General features: G+C 66.4%; 12 protein-coding genes and 1 pseudogene. 4 read left to right on the top strand and 9 right to left on the bottom strand.

Annotated features, from left to right (window positions below; genetic code table 11):
• Nucleotides 1-17: 17 nt before the first annotated feature.
• From DB30_RS38225 to DB30_RS38235, 3 genes are read right to left on the bottom strand one after another with little or no spacing between them, the layout of a single operon-like run.
• Entirely contained in the window at nucleotides 18-725 is a 708-nt protein-coding gene (locus tag DB30_RS38225) for an RNA ligase family protein (RefSeq protein ID WP_052558727.1), read from the bottom strand.
• A complete protein-coding gene (locus DB30_RS38230) occupies nucleotides 725-2053 on the bottom strand; it encodes an AAA family ATPase (RefSeq protein WP_052558729.1) in 1329 nt (442 codons plus the stop codon). Before DB30_RS38230 ends, DB30_RS38225 begins: the two co-directional genes overlap by 1 nt.
• A complete protein-coding gene (locus DB30_RS38235; RefSeq protein WP_052558731.1) occupies nucleotides 2050-2700 on the bottom strand; it encodes an RNA ligase family protein in 651 nt (216 codons plus the stop codon). Before DB30_RS38235 ends, DB30_RS38230 begins: the two co-directional genes overlap by 4 nt.
• Nucleotides 2701-3175: 475 nt before the next feature.
• Between DB30_RS38235 and DB30_RS38240 the strand changes: the two genes are divergently transcribed.
• A complete protein-coding gene (locus DB30_RS38240; protein ID WP_146662519.1) occupies nucleotides 3176-3748 on the top strand; it encodes a hypothetical protein in 573 nt (190 codons plus the stop codon).
• A gap of 7 nt (nucleotides 3749-3755) precedes the next feature.
• On the opposite strand, the gene DB30_RS42920 is transcribed toward DB30_RS38240, so the two are convergent.
• Entirely contained in the window at nucleotides 3756-4307 is a 552-nt protein-coding gene (locus tag DB30_RS42920) for an FxsA family protein (RefSeq protein WP_052558735.1), read from the bottom strand.
• Between the two features lie 20 nt (nucleotides 4308-4327).
• The gene (locus DB30_RS38250; protein WP_146662521.1) at nucleotides 4328-5803 is read right to left on the bottom strand and encodes an ABC1 kinase family protein; all 1476 of its coding nucleotides are present in this window, start codon (nucleotides 5801-5803) and stop codon (nucleotides 4328-4330) included.
• Nucleotides 5804-5861: 58 nt separating this feature from the next.
• Between DB30_RS38250 and DB30_RS38255 the strand changes: the two genes are divergently transcribed.
• Nucleotides 5862-7892: a VWA domain-containing protein gene (locus DB30_RS38255; protein ID WP_052558737.1), complete on the top strand. Its 2031-nt coding sequence runs from the start codon at nucleotides 5862-5864 to the stop codon at nucleotides 7890-7892.
• 25 nt (nucleotides 7893-7917) lie between these two features.
• Here DB30_RS38255 and DB30_RS38260 read toward each other — a convergent pair whose 3' ends face one another.
• The 3 genes from DB30_RS38260 to DB30_RS38270 form a co-directional block, all read right to left on the bottom strand.
• Entirely contained in the window at nucleotides 7918-8904 is a 987-nt protein-coding gene (locus DB30_RS38260; protein ID WP_205633164.1) for a TIGR02996 domain-containing protein, read from the bottom strand.
• Nucleotides 8905-8992: 88 nt separating this feature from the next.
• Nucleotides 8993-10036, bottom strand: coding sequence for an inosamine-phosphate amidinotransferase 1 (locus tag DB30_RS38265; protein ID WP_052558739.1), 1044 nt, complete (start codon nucleotides 10034-10036; stop codon nucleotides 8993-8995).
• Nucleotides 10027-10863 carry a hypothetical protein gene (locus DB30_RS38270; RefSeq protein ID WP_052558741.1) on the bottom strand — a complete coding sequence of 279 codons (837 nt, stop codon included), beginning with the start codon at nucleotides 10861-10863 and terminating at the stop codon, nucleotides 10027-10029. The genes DB30_RS38265 and DB30_RS38270 overlap by 10 nt, the downstream gene beginning before the upstream one ends.
• Before the next feature lie 288 nt (nucleotides 10864-11151).
• On the opposite strand from DB30_RS38270, the gene DB30_RS38275 reads away from it, so the two are divergent.
• Nucleotides 11152-12177, top strand: coding sequence for a LysR family transcriptional regulator (locus DB30_RS38275; RefSeq protein WP_146662527.1), 1026 nt, complete (start codon nucleotides 11152-11154; stop codon nucleotides 12175-12177).
• Between the two features lie 76 nt (nucleotides 12178-12253).
• On the opposite strand, the gene DB30_RS38280 is transcribed toward DB30_RS38275, so the two are convergent.
• Nucleotides 12254-13183, bottom strand: a complete 930-nt coding sequence (locus DB30_RS38280) for a YkgJ family cysteine cluster protein (RefSeq protein ID WP_052558744.1) — start codon at nucleotides 13181-13183, stop codon at nucleotides 12254-12256.
• Nucleotides 13184-13253: 70 nt separating this feature from the next.
• Between DB30_RS38280 and DB30_RS38285 the strand changes: the two are divergent.
• Nucleotides 13254-14263: pseudogene (locus DB30_RS38285) on the top strand (hypothetical protein); the annotation flags it as partial.

Consider the following 14263-nt stretch of genomic DNA (forward strand, 5'->3'; position numbering starts at 1 on the left):
CCGGCGGCCGACGCGACCTACTCGCCTCGTCGGTCTGAGGCGCGAGCCTCGCTAACAATGAAATCCAAGAACCCCCGCCGAACCCACTTGAGCCGACGCAGGACAAAGTCCGGATCCTCTTGCTTGATATACAACCCCTCCATCTCCTCACTATCCTCGACCGCCCGCAGGTCCGAGCAGCGCTCCCGCCAACTCGATGACTTGTAGTTCGAGGCCCCGACGAGCGAGTGGAGCTCCTCGATCGCGCCGACGCTACCTTCGTGGAGCACAACCACGGACTCACAAAACCCCGGCGGGAGCCGTGCCACCAGCACAGCCCGGCGCGGCGTTGACAAGAACCGCCCCCGCTCACGATCGAAGATGTCGTCCTCCAGAAAGAACCCCGGCAGCGCGTCATAATAGATCGAGTGCGTGACATGGGCCCACTCGCCATAGAGCACGTAGCGATCCCCAAGCACCTCCCAGAGCCCGTTGACCTGCTCGTGGGCAAGCCGATCGAGCAGGCGAAAGTCGTGGCGCCGCGGGGGATGCTCGAGCACGGTGTTGCGGGTAAACACGCGCAGCTCGGCCTGCTCGTCGAAGAACAGGCCACAGTGGCTGCCGTCGACCTTCTCTTCGACCACGAGATGGTGCCCGGCGACCTCCGAAAATTGGCAGTGGTGCTTGGAGTTGCCCGCGCCCGAATCACCCAGATGCAGGGTGCGCGGATAATCTGGGATCAACATCACACGGGCTCCCGAACGGTCTGGTCCGTGGCAACGAGGCCGTAGGGCGGGGCCTCGTCGAGCCCGCCGTAGTAGGCCAACAGCTCGTCGTTGGCCCCGATGACCAGAGCGCGGTGGGCTTCGGCGGCCTCGGGCCACTCCATTGTAGCGAGCTGCCGGGCCACGATCCCCGCCGGCACGGGGGTGGTCCGGGCGAGGTTGCGACGCTGATAGTCCCGGGTAGATCGAGGAAAACACACAAGGGTCACGAGCGCGCCATAGTCCCGAGCGAGGTTGGTCACCGCGTCGCGAAAGTCCCGACGCAGGCTCGTCGCGTCCCACACCACCTTGGCCTTGCGACGCAGGGCCTCACGCAGGCGATCGCGCGCGAGCTTGCGGACCTTGGCGTTCTGCGACTGATCCCCGCGGTCGCCAAGCTCGGCGCGGATCTCATCGAGGCTGATGCGATCGTGATCGCCGAGGTGACGTTCGACCCAGGTCGACTTGCCCGATCCGCTTGGCCCAACCGTGACGACGAGTTCGGGGAAGGGTTCGCGGTAGCGGTAGCTTCGCGCGAGCCCCTCTTCGGGCTGGGTGATCAGCCCCCCGCATAGATCAGCGAGGAACTGGCCGTAGCTGACGTCGCGGGTGGTCGGCGGGAGCGGGGCAAGGGCGTCGCGAAACAGCGCCCGCCAGCGCGGCGCCTCGTCACCAAAGCGACGCCACGCACCGTAATCCCGGGCGAACATTGCGAACATCTCGATGTGCTCGACCTGCTGGGCCTGGTCCGCGCAGCGTCGGCCAAGCATGTCCGCGAGCTCGAGCCAGTAGAGCAGCTCGGGATCGGCCGATTGAGCCAGACGAAGGTACGCGCCGCGGTCCCGATTCTTGACGACGAGAAACTTGGGCGTGACGTGATAGCCGACGAGATCGAGGACGAGCTCGACGGTCCGCCACTCCAAGTCGAAGCTCATCAGCAACGGAACGAGCTCGGACCGACCCCGCATCTCGTGACGCGGGGCCGCGATCCGGCGGATGCCCTGAATCTCCATCTCCTTGGTCGTTGCAGGCTTGGCGATGTCATGCAGGGCCGCGCCCAAGATCAGCGCCGTCCTGCGGTGCCCGCTGATGCCCCGGGCACGGGTCGCAAGCAGCTCGTAGAGCTCGTCTAGGACCATGCCCGTGTGGATGAAGACGTTGCCTTCCGCGTGCCAGCCTGGATCTTGCGGCGTGGCCTCGAGCTCGCAAAGTCCGGGGATCTCGGGCCCGAGCGCTTCGACAAATTCCGCGATCGATGGGGTCGCGCCAGCTTGGATCGACCCGATGAAGGCGGATGCGGAACCGTTCATGAGCCGCCCTCCTTGGTCGTGTTTGGCTTGGCCAGCCCGTTGGCCACGACAGCCTGGCTCATCCAGTGCTGGTCGGTCTGAACATGGTTGGTGCGCACCCACTTGGCCACGCTCGTGTCGAAGTCCGCGTAGGCGAAGCCCGAGGCGAGGCGAACCACGTAGCCCTCGACCCTGTCGAGATCGAGGTCGAGGTCGCGCAGCCATGCCGCATCGAATTCGCCGTCGAACAGGACCGGCACGGTCTGCACACCCAAGGTCTGGGCCCACTCGAGGGTGGCGTCCCAGTCGAGGCAGCGGTTGTCCGCGTCCCAGATCGAGAACAGCGCGAAGTAGCTGGGCAGATCCTCGTAGACGATCGAGTGCCGGGCATACAGGTTCTCCCCGCACACCCGCCAGCCTTCGGGGATCAGGTAGGCGATGCGACCGTGGAGCCCCTTGATCCAATCACGCGATGGATGGTGGCGGCTGTCGATCGACCGCGCGTGTGAATGATCGCGATAAAGTGTGGTGTTCTCACCATCCATCTTCTCGCTGACGATGACCCGCTGGCCGATGAAGGCTTCGACTCCATCGGCGACCAGATCGTCGCGGCTTGCCCCGGGCGACCACGGCAAGTGGCGCGTACGGGGATACTTGTGGCGTTTCATGTCCCGTTCTCCAATACATCACGACTGCACAGCCGCGATACAACTCCGCTCGAGAACAGCCCCGCGAAGGACTGCCCGATACTTCTGGGCAAGCACCCCGTTCGCTAGGCGGAGCGCGTTGGCAGACTATGGGAGGGGAGAATTACAACTTCGGGTTCTTTCAGCTCGGGCGAGGGCTTGTCGCCCGCTTGCGGAGGTCTCGGTGGACTGGTTCACCGAGGGCAGCCAACATCTGCTTTCAGCTCGGGCGAGGGCTTCTCGTTCGCTTGCGGACGGCGTTCGTAGACTGGTTCACCGAGGGCAGCGAACTTCATCGCCAAATCTGGCGTGGCGGAAGCTAGCACGCGAGCGCAGGCGTGCAAGACCACGCTCGTTTGGGCGCGTAGACCAAAATTCGATCGTTTCGAGCCGCCCACCAGGTCGGGCTCGACCCCACGATGTGATCGCCGCGCCAAAAATGGCAAACTCGGCGGACATGTTCGACTTCAAATATCTACAAGCCTGCACATTGATCGCGGTCGTCTCGTTCGGCTGTGACTCGGGCGACGACGAGGCTGGCAACGACGCGACCGAGACCGCTGGCGACACCACCGACACGACCGGCGACACCACCGACACCACCGGCGATGGCGATGGCGATGGTGACGCCGCCGTTCCCTCCAACGCCGCCGAGCTGCTGCCCTTCCTCGAGGCCGAGTCCTACGCGGGCTTCGCGGCCGAGTCCGCCGTCCACGCCGCGACCGGCGCGAGCCCGCATGGCGACGTGCGGGTGTTCATCAACGCGACCCTCGACGGCTCGCTCGCTGACGGCAACGCGGCGCACCCTGTCGGCTCGGCCGCCATCAAGGAGCTGTACATGAACGACGCGCGGGTTGGCTGGGCCGTCATGGTCAAGACCCAGGCCGACAGCGACGGTGGCAACGGCTGGTACTGGTACGAGATCATGAACGACTCGGTCATCGCCGACGGCAACGGCGACATGACCTGCACCGGCTGTCACGCCGGGACCGGCAACGACTTCTTCAGCACCGTCTACCCGCTGCAGTAGGCTGATGTCAGCGCGGGCCCTTGCCCGACTCTCGCGTCTCTACGTCGACGATCTCCGCGTCGACGTAGGGGCCGACACCGCCGTCGCGCGTGCCTCCTCCGAAGCCGCCCAGACCGCCACCTAGTCCGCCACCCAGTCCACCGCCCAGTCCACCGCCCAGTCCACCACCGATCTGCATCACCTGCAGCTGGCCGCCCTCAATCTTCTTTTGCAGCCGCGCCTTCACCAGCTCCGCGGCGCCCCGCCGGATCGGCGGCACCATCATCGCTAGCCCAAACACGTCGGTCAGGACCCCGGGCGTGATCAGCATGACGCCGCCCGCGAGGATCAACAGACCCGAGACGATCCCATCTTCCGGCAGCTGCCCCTTGGCCAGCGCCTCGCGGTAGCTGGCGATCGCCTTCCGGCCCTCGCGCCGGGCCAGCCACGACCCGAGCAGGCCGGTGCCCGCGACCAACGCGATCGTTGGCCCCGCGCCCATCAGCCCGCCAAGCGTCACCAGCAGGTACAGCTCGACCAGCGGAACCAGAGTGAACAGAAGGAACAGGCGACCAAGCACGGCGGGTATCTCTTTAGCACTCAGCCCGGCGGGTCTGCCGGGCGCGCAACAAATTCGCCCGCGAAGGCGTCCAGGTAGCGCTTCAAGAAGGTGTACGACGGCACCCGTGACCCCAGGATCCGCATGTTTCCGTAGTGCCCGACCACCGTGCGATCCAAGAAGATCAGCTCGGTCGCCGGCTGAAACGAGGACATGCGCTTGATCGAGCCGGGGATCAGCTTGACCACGTCGTCGTGCACGGTCGAGCGCGCGTAGTCGAAGATCGCCACGTCCAAGAAGGGATCCGCGAAGGTGTCGCGCCAGCCTTTGTAGAAATCATTGTCGGGCCGGGGGCCATCGGGCCGGCGGACTTCCAGGCGCAAGAGCGCGTCATCCACGGCGTCCCATTGCTCCGCGATGCCCTGCTCGATCAGATCTTTGTAGGCGCCAATGATGTCCAGCCGCAGCCGCTTGGTGCAACCAAAGTCGTAGAGCACCAGCTTGCCATCGGGCCGAAACGCGAAGTTTCCGGGGTTGGGATCCGCGTGGATGATGCCAAGCTCGAACACCTGGCTGCACATCATGTTGAACAGGTTGCGGCCCAGCTGATCGCGCTGGGCCTGGGTGTAGCCAAGGCCCTCGAGATCCGTGAGTTGATCCCCGCCCTCGTAGGTCAGCGTCAGCACCCGCTTGCTCGAGCGCTCGCCGACAACCTCCGGCAGCACCATGAAGTCGTGGCGAGGCCCCCCGTCGGGTCCGGGGCTGAGGTGGAACTCGCGAAACAGGCGAACGTTGGCGGCCTCGTTGGTGTAGTCCAGCTCTTCGTGGAGGTGCTTGCGGACCTCTTTGAACGAAGCGTTGAGCGCCTCGCGGCCGATGTTGACGATCCCGCTCGCGCGCAGGGCCAACTTGAGCTGCGCGAGGTCGGAGTCGACGGCGTCCTCGACACCCGGGTACTGGACCTTGACCACCACGTCGCGGCCGTCGTCGGTGGTCGCGCGGTGGACTTGGCCGATCGAAGCCGCCGCGAATGGCTCTGGGTCGAAGCGCGAGAACAACAGCTCTGGCGCCGAGCCCAGCTCGCGCTCGACCTGCTCGGCGATCACCGCGTAGTCCATTGGCGGCGCCTCGCGCTGGAGCTTGCCGAGCGCATCGGACAGCTCTTTGGGCAGCACGTCCTGGGCGATCGAGGCCATCTGCCCGACCTTCATGACCGCGCCCTTGAGCTCGCCCAGGGTCTGCGCGATCCGATTGCCCGACTCACGATTGGACTCTTCGCGCGAGGCCGCGGCGTCGGCTTCGGACTGAAACAGCGACTTGACCCTGGTCCTGGCCAAGTTGCCGGCGACCGAGGCGGTCATGCCAGCGAGTTTCAAGAAGCGCTTGCCGCGAGACGGGGGTGCTGCCACGTGCGAGCACTGTGCACCCTGGCCGCCAGCGGTGCAAGGTGGGCGGGCGGTCCCGAGCACGGCTCGCCAGCGCGAAACGATGAACACATCGGCGGCGCGCTCGAACATGGCTGGATGCAGAGCCCACCTTTTTTTGACACGGCACGTTGCGACGCCTGCTTCGATCATGCCGAATCCCAGTCGAACATGTCTTCGCGTCGCAGCGCTGGCGGGTGCGCTCGCGGCTGTCCCCACGCTCGCCCACGCTGCGGGCTACGACGAGCTGTCGGGCACCCGCGACGGTCAAGCGGTCAGCGAGCGGAACCATCACATCGAGATGACCTTCGAGCGTGACTACGCCCGCTTGAAGATCAGGCGCACGGTCCACAACGCCGGCCACCACCACGACGAGGCCGTCTACCGCACAGCGCTCCCGTACAGCGGCGTGGCCACCGGTCTGCGCACGCTCGGTCGCCACCGCGGACGCGACCGCTGGTTCGCTGGCGAACTCCTGGAAGCCAAGCTCGCTTCGGATCGCTATTTCGCGCTCACGGGTATGGGCGTGGACGAGCCCCGCGACCCTGCCCTGCTGGCCTGGGAGCAGATCTCAGCGGTCACGTTGCGGGTGTTTCCGATCGCGCCCGGGGCCGACAAGACCCTCGAGTACACCGTTGACATGCCGGCCGTGTGGGACGGGGGGCGCTGGGTGATCGAGCTCGAGTCACTCGGCGTGCAACACAACGTCGCGCAGCTGAGGCTGTCGGCCGCCAACCGCCGCGATCAGCTGCTCGTCGATGGAACCCCGCCGCCTTCGGGAGAGTTCGCGCTCGACCACGCTCTGCGCATCGAGCTCGTGCCGTGGCAGGTCGCCCCCATCTCGCTCGAGCTGGCCGCGGTCCCGACCGGCGCTGGGCGAACCATCGTTCACTGGCGCGTCGGGCTCGCAGCCGAGGTCTCCAGCGTTCCAGCGCGGGCCCGCGTCGTCGTGGGGCTGGATCTGTCGCGCTCGCTCGATCCGAACGAAGTCGAGGCCCAGCGCCACGCGGCCCTGGCTTATCTCGAACACTTCCGCGCCAAGGCGGCCGAGGTGACGGTGCTTGGCTTCGATCACGAGCTCCACATGCTCACGCCCGGCTTCGTGCCCGCAGACGAGGCGATCGAGCTGCTCGAGGCGGCGCCGCTCGAGCGAGGCAACGGCAGCGATCTGGGCCTGGCGTTGACGGCCGCCGACCTGCTGCTGCGGAGCACGCCAGACGGGCACCCGCGGCGCATGCTGCTGTTCACGGACTTTCGCCTGGGCTCGCGACTGTCGCCCCGTGACTACGAGGCCATCGCCGCCAACAGCGGCGCGGTCGTCCATCTCGCTAGCGTCGTCGTGAACGACGAGCCCTGGATCGCGCGGGACGACCTGCACCCATGGGCCACGGTGGCGGCGAACACTGGAGGCGTCGTGTGGACGGCTGGCGCGCCGGAGGTCGGCGCGGCCGGGCAACGTGCGGAGTCCATTGGCACATTCGAAGTCTTGGCGCGCCCGCTCAGCGTGGACTTTCCGGCGGTCGTTGGTCTCGGTCCGGCGCCGCGCCAGCTGCCGGAGACCCTGCCGGAGGGGGCGGGTCATGAAACATCGCTGCTGCTCGATCGCTATGTCAACGAGATCATGTTCACGGGTCTTCTGTGGAACACCCCGATCGAGGTCGAGGCGCGCTCGAACATCGCGCTCGGCGACCGCTGGGCCGCGCTGACCTTCGGCACCGAGCTCATGTGGGGTCTCGAGGCAGACGAGCAGCTCCACGTCGCCCAGCGCGGCGGCGTGGTGTCACCCATGACCAGCTACTTGGCGAACGAGTCGGGGGTTCGTCCTCCGCAGGCCATCGCGCCGAAGAACCTCGGGCTGATCGGCAAAGGCGGCTGTGGTGGGACCCGCTCCGGCCGCGGCAGCCAATCTGGCGTGGTGTTTCGCGGCCGGCTCGATCGCCAAGCCTGGCTCAACGCCCACGCCAACGCGGCCTGGTTGCGCTGTGGCGGCGCGGGGCACAGCGCGGAGTTGGTGCTCGAGGCGACCTACGACGAGATCGTGGATCTGCGGCTCACCACGCCGAGCGGCGCCGATGCGAAGCGCGACGCGTGCGTGCTCGAGTACCTGTGGGGCCTGTGGCTCCCAAGCGACGACTTCGTGGAGGAGCGGCTCGATTGGCACGTTCCGCTACGACCCAGCTGAGTCGCCACGCACCATCAATCAAACCTCAGCGCCCACGCGGCTGCGTGAGCTCCAACCCACCCCGATGCGGTCCCGCCACGTAGCCTTCCGGCGGCTTCGGCAGCGCGCTCACGCAGGCTTCCGAGCAGGCGTTCACGAGCAGCGGGAGCACATCTGTGGCGACCGGGAGACTGCACCAAACACGGTGGAGCCCGCGATCCTCGAAGGGCTCATCACACACGCTGCACGGCCTCGTGGCTGGCGAGGCGCGCGGATGCTCGAGCGTGGGCCGGGGACCGAGCCGCGGAAACGGAGGACGATGCTTGTGGTTGCCGTAGAGCGCCCGCGTGCTGACGGTGCTGTCGCGTAGCGCGTGACAGCGGGTGATCTCGTAGGGAAACCAATGCAGCCCGTAGGAGGTGTAGGGCACGAAGGTCTCCAGGCTGGTCATATTGCCGATCTCCGGGGGGATCCGCAGGAGTCGGCTGCCATAGAGATTCAAGGTCTGGACGCGCTCGAGCTTGGCGATCGACGCGGGCAAGGTGACGATCTGGTTCCACTGTTCGGGCGTCATGTCACGACGCGGCCGGAACTCGGAGCGTCCGTCCGCGGCGGCCTCGTCCACGAGCTCGAGCAGCCGCTTCCAGCCTGGTGCCTCGGTGTCCTGCAGCTCCCGGTGAAGTTCGACGGGCGCGTATTGTGGGCCGTCGTCTTCGTCCTCGTCCTCGTCTTCGTCCTCGTCTTCAAACTCGTCGTACAGGATCGTCAGGCAAGCGCAGCTATCTTGCGTGGGCCACAGCTCGCCGCACACCAGCGAGATCCACTCCGATTGGACCCTCGTTCGCAAGCGACTGAGGCGACTCTCGGTGGCGGGCCAAGCAGCGTCGTCGGGCTGTAGCGAGCGCAGCGTCAACTCCAGGCGCAAGAACTCAGCCCGCGGATCCCCCTGATCCTCGAGCCAATCCGCGTAGACGAGCCTGGGCCCGTGAGCCCCAGGATCCGCGAGGACCCCATCGATCAAGCCTCGCTCCAAGCCCAGCATCCCTCGAGCTTGCGCCAATTTCACTCGCGCCACAAGGCGCCCAAACGCCAGGCGCCACGGGGCATTGCGCCGCGAACTCCTACCCCGAGTAGTCCTCGAGCGTCCCTCGCCGGCGGATGTCCAGGGTCACGCAATGCAGCCCCCCGCTCAGGGTCCGGCAGTGACGCAGCGGCACGGTCGCGGTCTCGATCCGCTTGGACGCGAGCGCCTTGATCAGCGGCTTTTGAGCCCCGTTGACCACGGCGAGGTTGGGATTGACCATGAAGAAATTCATACCCGACCAGATCGACGCCCGCGGATACGGCCAGGTCGTGCCAGTATCGACCATCTCCGGGGCCCACAGCACCTCCCAATTGCGGAACACCTCGGGCAAGTGCTGCGGGTCGAAGCGGCTGGGGTTGAGCATGACCAAGCCCGGCCGCAGCAAGGTCACGGTGGTGTCGAGGTGGGTGCCTGCGTAGATCCCCTCGAGAAAGTGGACGCGGTATTCGCTGCCAAGCACCCGCGCCAGCCACTCGCCGCCCTTGCGGTTGCCGCTGCACGAGACCAGGTAGATGATGTCGCGCCCCGCACGGACCACGTTGGCGGCGTCAAACAGCGGCTCATGGTTGGCCAGCGCGTCGCCCTGGCCCGGAAGGTTCCAGGTGTCGTCACGCAGCCGGGGCTTGGGCGCCGAGATCCAATTGGCGCCGCTCTCGAAGTACTCGAGCAGCAGATCTTTATAGGCCAGCGGCTCGAACATGCGGGATCGCAGCGGCATCGGGGTCTCGATGATCGTCTGTCCGATCGGCAACAACACATCGCGCGGACAATAGTTGAATTCACCATCCGAGGACCAATCTGGCGTTCCAAACACCTTCGAGTGATCCGTCACCGCCGGTCGCCGGACCTTGACACCGAAGCTCTGCAGCAGTGACACCAACTCGGCGAGGTCCTCTTGGGTCTCCTCGATCACCCGTTTGTCGTAGCGACCCGAGGGGATCTCTGCCGGGCTCGCGTGGTGCTCGTGATATTCGATGGCGTAGAGATCGGGACCGGGCAGTGGAACCTGCGCAAAATCAGGAACCCCCACAATCATCTCTTCGAGCGGGTCCCATTCATTGTGAGCGTTGACTAGTGACATGTGCTCTCTCCGTGTTGCTGAAGCAGGGGTGGCTGAACGCGCCGGCCGGTCAGCCACCGCAGCGCCCGCTTCATGGGCGGATTCGTGGATGCGATGATATTCGAGAAGGTGAATGGCACGATCACGAGCAGGATGTGCCCCGCCCGATAGTGGGGGTTGACCGTCAGGTAGTAGGCCGCGTCGAGATCCTCCATGATCCGACTAGACCTCAGCGAACGCTCGTGAACGGCTGGATCTCGGTAGTACACGACAAACGGCCGATCCGGCGCACAGTTCAGCCCGCGCGCGCCGGCCAGGGCCTGGGCGAGATCGACCATCGAGCCCGGGGCGGTCAGCTCCCGGTGCGGAAACGCGAGGGCGAACATGTCCACGGTCAGCCGATAGCTGACCGGGTTGAGCGTCTCGATGCCCGCGAACACCCGCGCGAACGGATGCGTGAACCTGTAGAACAAGACCACCAACAGCGCGAACGCACGCGCCGCCGTGCCCCCGCGGTGGCCAGGGACAAAGTAGCTGCCGACCCGAAGCACCGCGTGAGGTCGGCCGTCGAGCTCGACCTGGTCAACCTTGGCGCTGGCGAAGCCGACACGCTCGCCGCTCGCGTCAACCCACACCGCGAGGTAGCCACCCGGCTTGAACACGATCTCGTCGAGCACGACCTCGCTCGACAGCGCGCCGTAGCTCGCGCAGAAGATCTCGTAGAGCCGCGGCCCAAGCTGCGCGCGGGCCTTGGTGTCGAGCTCGTCGACCGCGTGGACTGCGAGCAGGCGCAGTCGGTCGGCACGAAACCACCACCGCATCAGCGCGAAGATCAACTTTGCACACATGACCGAGGCTCCGGGGCGTGAACGCGTCCGTGAGGGGTTGGGGCAGCCGCCGTTCGTCTCCCCTCGCGCAGTTCACCAAGCTAGCAGCGATGGCGCGGCTTGGGATGGTCGCTGAGCGTCCAGGTGGGTGGCGAGAACCATCCACCCCAGGCGCGTCGTATACGCAGGTTCTCGACGTCGAGTGACACATCACGCCGGGGTATCGACATTGCCCGGAGACCGTCGGTTTACTGCTATCGACCGTCCCGCGACTGTCCAACCGACGGTAAATGACAGTAAGCAGTTTCCATGACGGATCACGCGAATCATCGCACTACCTGTGCAATGGATCTCGATGAAGTACGGGCATTCGTCGCTGTCGTCGACAGCGGATCGTTCAAGGCCGCGTCAGCTGGGATCAAGCAGCCCCGCGCGACGCTCCGGCGCCGGGTCGAGGCGCTCGAAGCCCGCGTTGGCGTGCCCCTGCTCGAGCGCAATCACGCCGGGGTGTCGCTGACCAACGCGGGATCCGTGTTGGTCCGACACGGTCGCCAGATGTTGAGTGACGCAGGCGCGCTGCTTGGAATGCTGCGTGGGCTCCCGGTCGCGCCGTCGAAGGTGCGGCTTGGCCTGCCGCTGGGTACCCCACCCGAGGGCCTGCACGAGCTGTGCTGCTTCTTCGAGCGCGTGGCCCCGCAGGTCCAGCTCGAGCTGCGCTTCTCAGAAGATCCCGCCCGCGATCTGCTGCGCTCGGTCGACGTGGCTCTGTCGTTCTACCCGCCGCCGGCCAACTCGGAGCTAGTCTCGCAGCCGCTGATCGCCATGCGGGAGGGGCTGCGAGCCAGTAAGGGGTATCTGAGGCGTCACGGTACGCCGCGATCGATCGCCGAGCTCTCGAGTCACCGGCTGCTGGCCTGGTGCACCCCGAATTCCGATGTGCCAGCCTGGCCGCGGCACAGCGGCGGGCAGTTCGAGATCACACCTGCGGTCACCTCCTCCGACTACCAGCTGCTGCGTCGGCTCGCCGCGCGCGGGTCTGGGATCACGCTGCTGCCCGACGTGAACCTGCCCGATCTCGATCCAGAGGACGCGGAGCTGGTGCCCGTGCTCGCTGACCTGGTCGGGCGCGAGCACTACCTGCACGTCGTCACGACCCAGGTGTTGCTCGACTCGCTGGGGTTTGACGACATGTTCGTCAAGCTGCAGCGCTTCATGTCGATCATGTTGCCTGGCAACGCGCTGCGCGATTGGGCGAAAGACTGCGGACGAACGCTCGGAGCGCGGGCGCTGTCGGTCGTGACGCGCGCCCCCGCGCCCCAGCACGCGCCTCTCTAGGCAGAGGGACCTCGGGATCTCGAGCCCCGCGAGGCTGGCGAGCGCGGGCGCCTCGCGGATCTCGAGGTCCGCGCGACTACTTGCGCTTCTTCTTTTGCTGCTTGTTCTTCTTCTGATTCTTCTTGGCGTGCTTGACGTTGCGGTTGGCCTTTTGAACCACGCGCCCGTCCTGCTGCATGCGCCGCGGGGCCTCGCCAACTTCTTGCAGCAGCTCACCTTCACCGAGCTGCAGCAGCTGCAGCACGCTCGCGTACAAGAACGGCGACAGGCCCAGCTCCATGCGCTTGTCGATCTGCGAGAGCGAGACCTGCGGGCGCACGGGCAACCTGATGTTGACGACCTCGACGTCGGCGTGCCGCTCGTGGCGGGGATCCGCGAGCGCGCTGTCGCCAACGATGTGGTGCATGCGGCAGCTGATCGGCCGCTGCTCCCAGACCCGACAGCGACCCTTGGCCTCGTCGAGAAACGGACACGCCTGGCCACGCTCGGCGAAGGTCTGACGACCCCGACCGGCGGCCTTGCTGGTCATGCGGATCTTCTCGGGGTCCTTGCCGGTGTGGCCGGCCTGGATGTCCTTGAACTGTTGCTCGCCGAGCTCGCCGAGGCGCTGGGCGATCTGCGGGAAGTCTTTCCAGGTGCGGACCTCGCGGTAGATCGCGAGGGTCTCGGGCCCGCTGACACCGAACGGCGCCGCGTAGCAGCCGCCCTTGCCTGCGGGAGTCCCGGGCACGGCGGCGTCGGCGAGACCGAGCTCACCGCGGACGGCCTCCACGTAGCGATCGAACGCGGTCTGCAGGTCCTCGACACGATCGTAAAAACCCCGCGGCAAGCGCTTGGTCTTGGACATGTCGGCAAGCCCGGGGAGCCCGGACAGCTCGTCGACGATGCGCTGCATCGTGTCGACGTGTTCTTTGACCTGCTTGCGCGCTCGCCTCGGTATCCGCGTGACACGATCGCGAGGAAGCTTGACCCGAGGGCCGAACAGCGCGGCAATGAAATTCAACACGGCGGGCAGGCTTGTAGCAGACCCAAGACAGCGCTTGCACCCCGCATAATGCGCAAGTAGCTTGCGGCCCATGATGGCCCGCCGTTCCCCCGTTCGTCCGTTGCTCACCGTCGCGTTCGCGCTTGGCCTCGCCGTTTCCGGCAGCGCCTGCGACTCGGACAAATCCAACGAGCCGGGCGGCGCAGGCGGAGCCAAGGACGGCGGCGGCGGCGGCAAAGCCGAAGCCCAGGGCGGCAAGGAGTACGTGTATGACGCCAACGGCTTCACGCTGATCGCCACGACCAAGACCAAGCTCGAGCTGTCGAGCACCCAAGGCAAGGGCGAGTCGGAGCTCTCGGTCCGCAGCGTGATCGAGGCAACGCCCGAGGGCGCGGGGCTCAAGGTTCACGGCCGCGTGCTCGAGCTGCTCGACTACGTTGGGTCGGGCCAGCTCGATCCAGAGTTCATGCGCAAGCAAGCCGAAGAGGCCGGCGAGCCGCCGATGGATCTGCGGGCCGAGCTCGCCAAGTCCGAGAGCTGGACGATCATCGACCTCAAGGGCGAGGCCAACGACGAGCTGACCAAGGCCATGGCCGAGAACCAGGGCCAGGACGAGGGGCCGATGAACTTTGGCCTGTTCGGCCTGCCGGATCTGCCAACGGTCGACCTCGAGGTCGGCAAGAAGGTCGAGCTCCCGACCAAGGCCGACGAGCGCGAGCTGCCGTTTGGGTCGGTGCCGGTCGAGGTCGACGTGACCTGGACGCTGCGCGGCAAGCAGGGCGACGTGGCGGAGTTCGACGTGACCGTGGAAGGCAGCGGCGCGACCGAGATCGACGCGGGCGGGTCAACGGCGTTGGTCTCGATCCTCGAGGAGACTTCCTACACCGTGTACTTCAACCTCGCGACCAAGCTGCCGGAGTCGTTCAACGGCTACAGCCAGAGCGAGATCAGCATCGACATTCCGGGCCAGCCGATCTCGTTTGCGACCAACAACGAGATCGAGACGACCTTCGAAGTCAGCACGGGCCCGATCCCCGAGCCCGCCCCCGCGCCCGCCCCCGAGCCCGCCGCTGCGCCGGTCGCCACGCCAGCCGCCGCTCC

It is taken from the genome of Enhygromyxa salina (assembly GCF_000737335.2).
In the GTDB taxonomy this organism is placed as follows: Bacteria; Myxococcota_A; Polyangia; order Nannocystales; family Nannocystaceae; genus Plesiocystis; species Plesiocystis salina_C.

What these genes read in the sequence shown, in the direction of transcription:
- DB30_RS38225 (WP_052558727.1), bottom strand. Translation starts at nt 725, where the DNA reads ATGTTGATCCCAGATTATCCGCGCACCCTGCATCTGGGTGATTCGGGC.
- DB30_RS38230 (WP_052558729.1), bottom strand. Translation starts at nt 2,053, where the DNA reads ATGAACGGTTCCGCATCCGCCTTCATCGGGTCGATCCAAGCTGGCGCG.
- DB30_RS38235 (WP_052558731.1), bottom strand. Translation starts at nt 2,700, where the DNA reads ATGAAACGCCACAAGTATCCCCGTACGCGCCACTTGCCGTGGTCGCCC.
- DB30_RS38240 (WP_146662519.1), top strand. Translation starts at nt 3,176, where the DNA reads ATGTTCGACTTCAAATATCTACAAGCCTGCACATTGATCGCGGTCGTC.
- DB30_RS38250 (WP_146662521.1), bottom strand. Translation starts at nt 5,803, where the DNA reads ATGTTCGAGCGCGCCGCCGATGTGTTCATCGTTTCGCGCTGGCGAGCC.
- DB30_RS38255 (WP_052558737.1), top strand. Translation starts at nt 5,862, where the DNA reads ATGCCGAATCCCAGTCGAACATGTCTTCGCGTCGCAGCGCTGGCGGGT.
- DB30_RS38265 (WP_052558739.1), bottom strand. Translation starts at nt 10,036, where the DNA reads ATGTCACTAGTCAACGCTCACAATGAATGGGACCCGCTCGAAGAGATG.
- DB30_RS38270 (WP_052558741.1), bottom strand. Translation starts at nt 10,863, where the DNA reads ATGTGTGCAAAGTTGATCTTCGCGCTGATGCGGTGGTGGTTTCGTGCC.
- DB30_RS38275 (WP_146662527.1), top strand. Translation starts at nt 11,152, where the DNA reads ATGACGGATCACGCGAATCATCGCACTACCTGTGCAATGGATCTCGAT.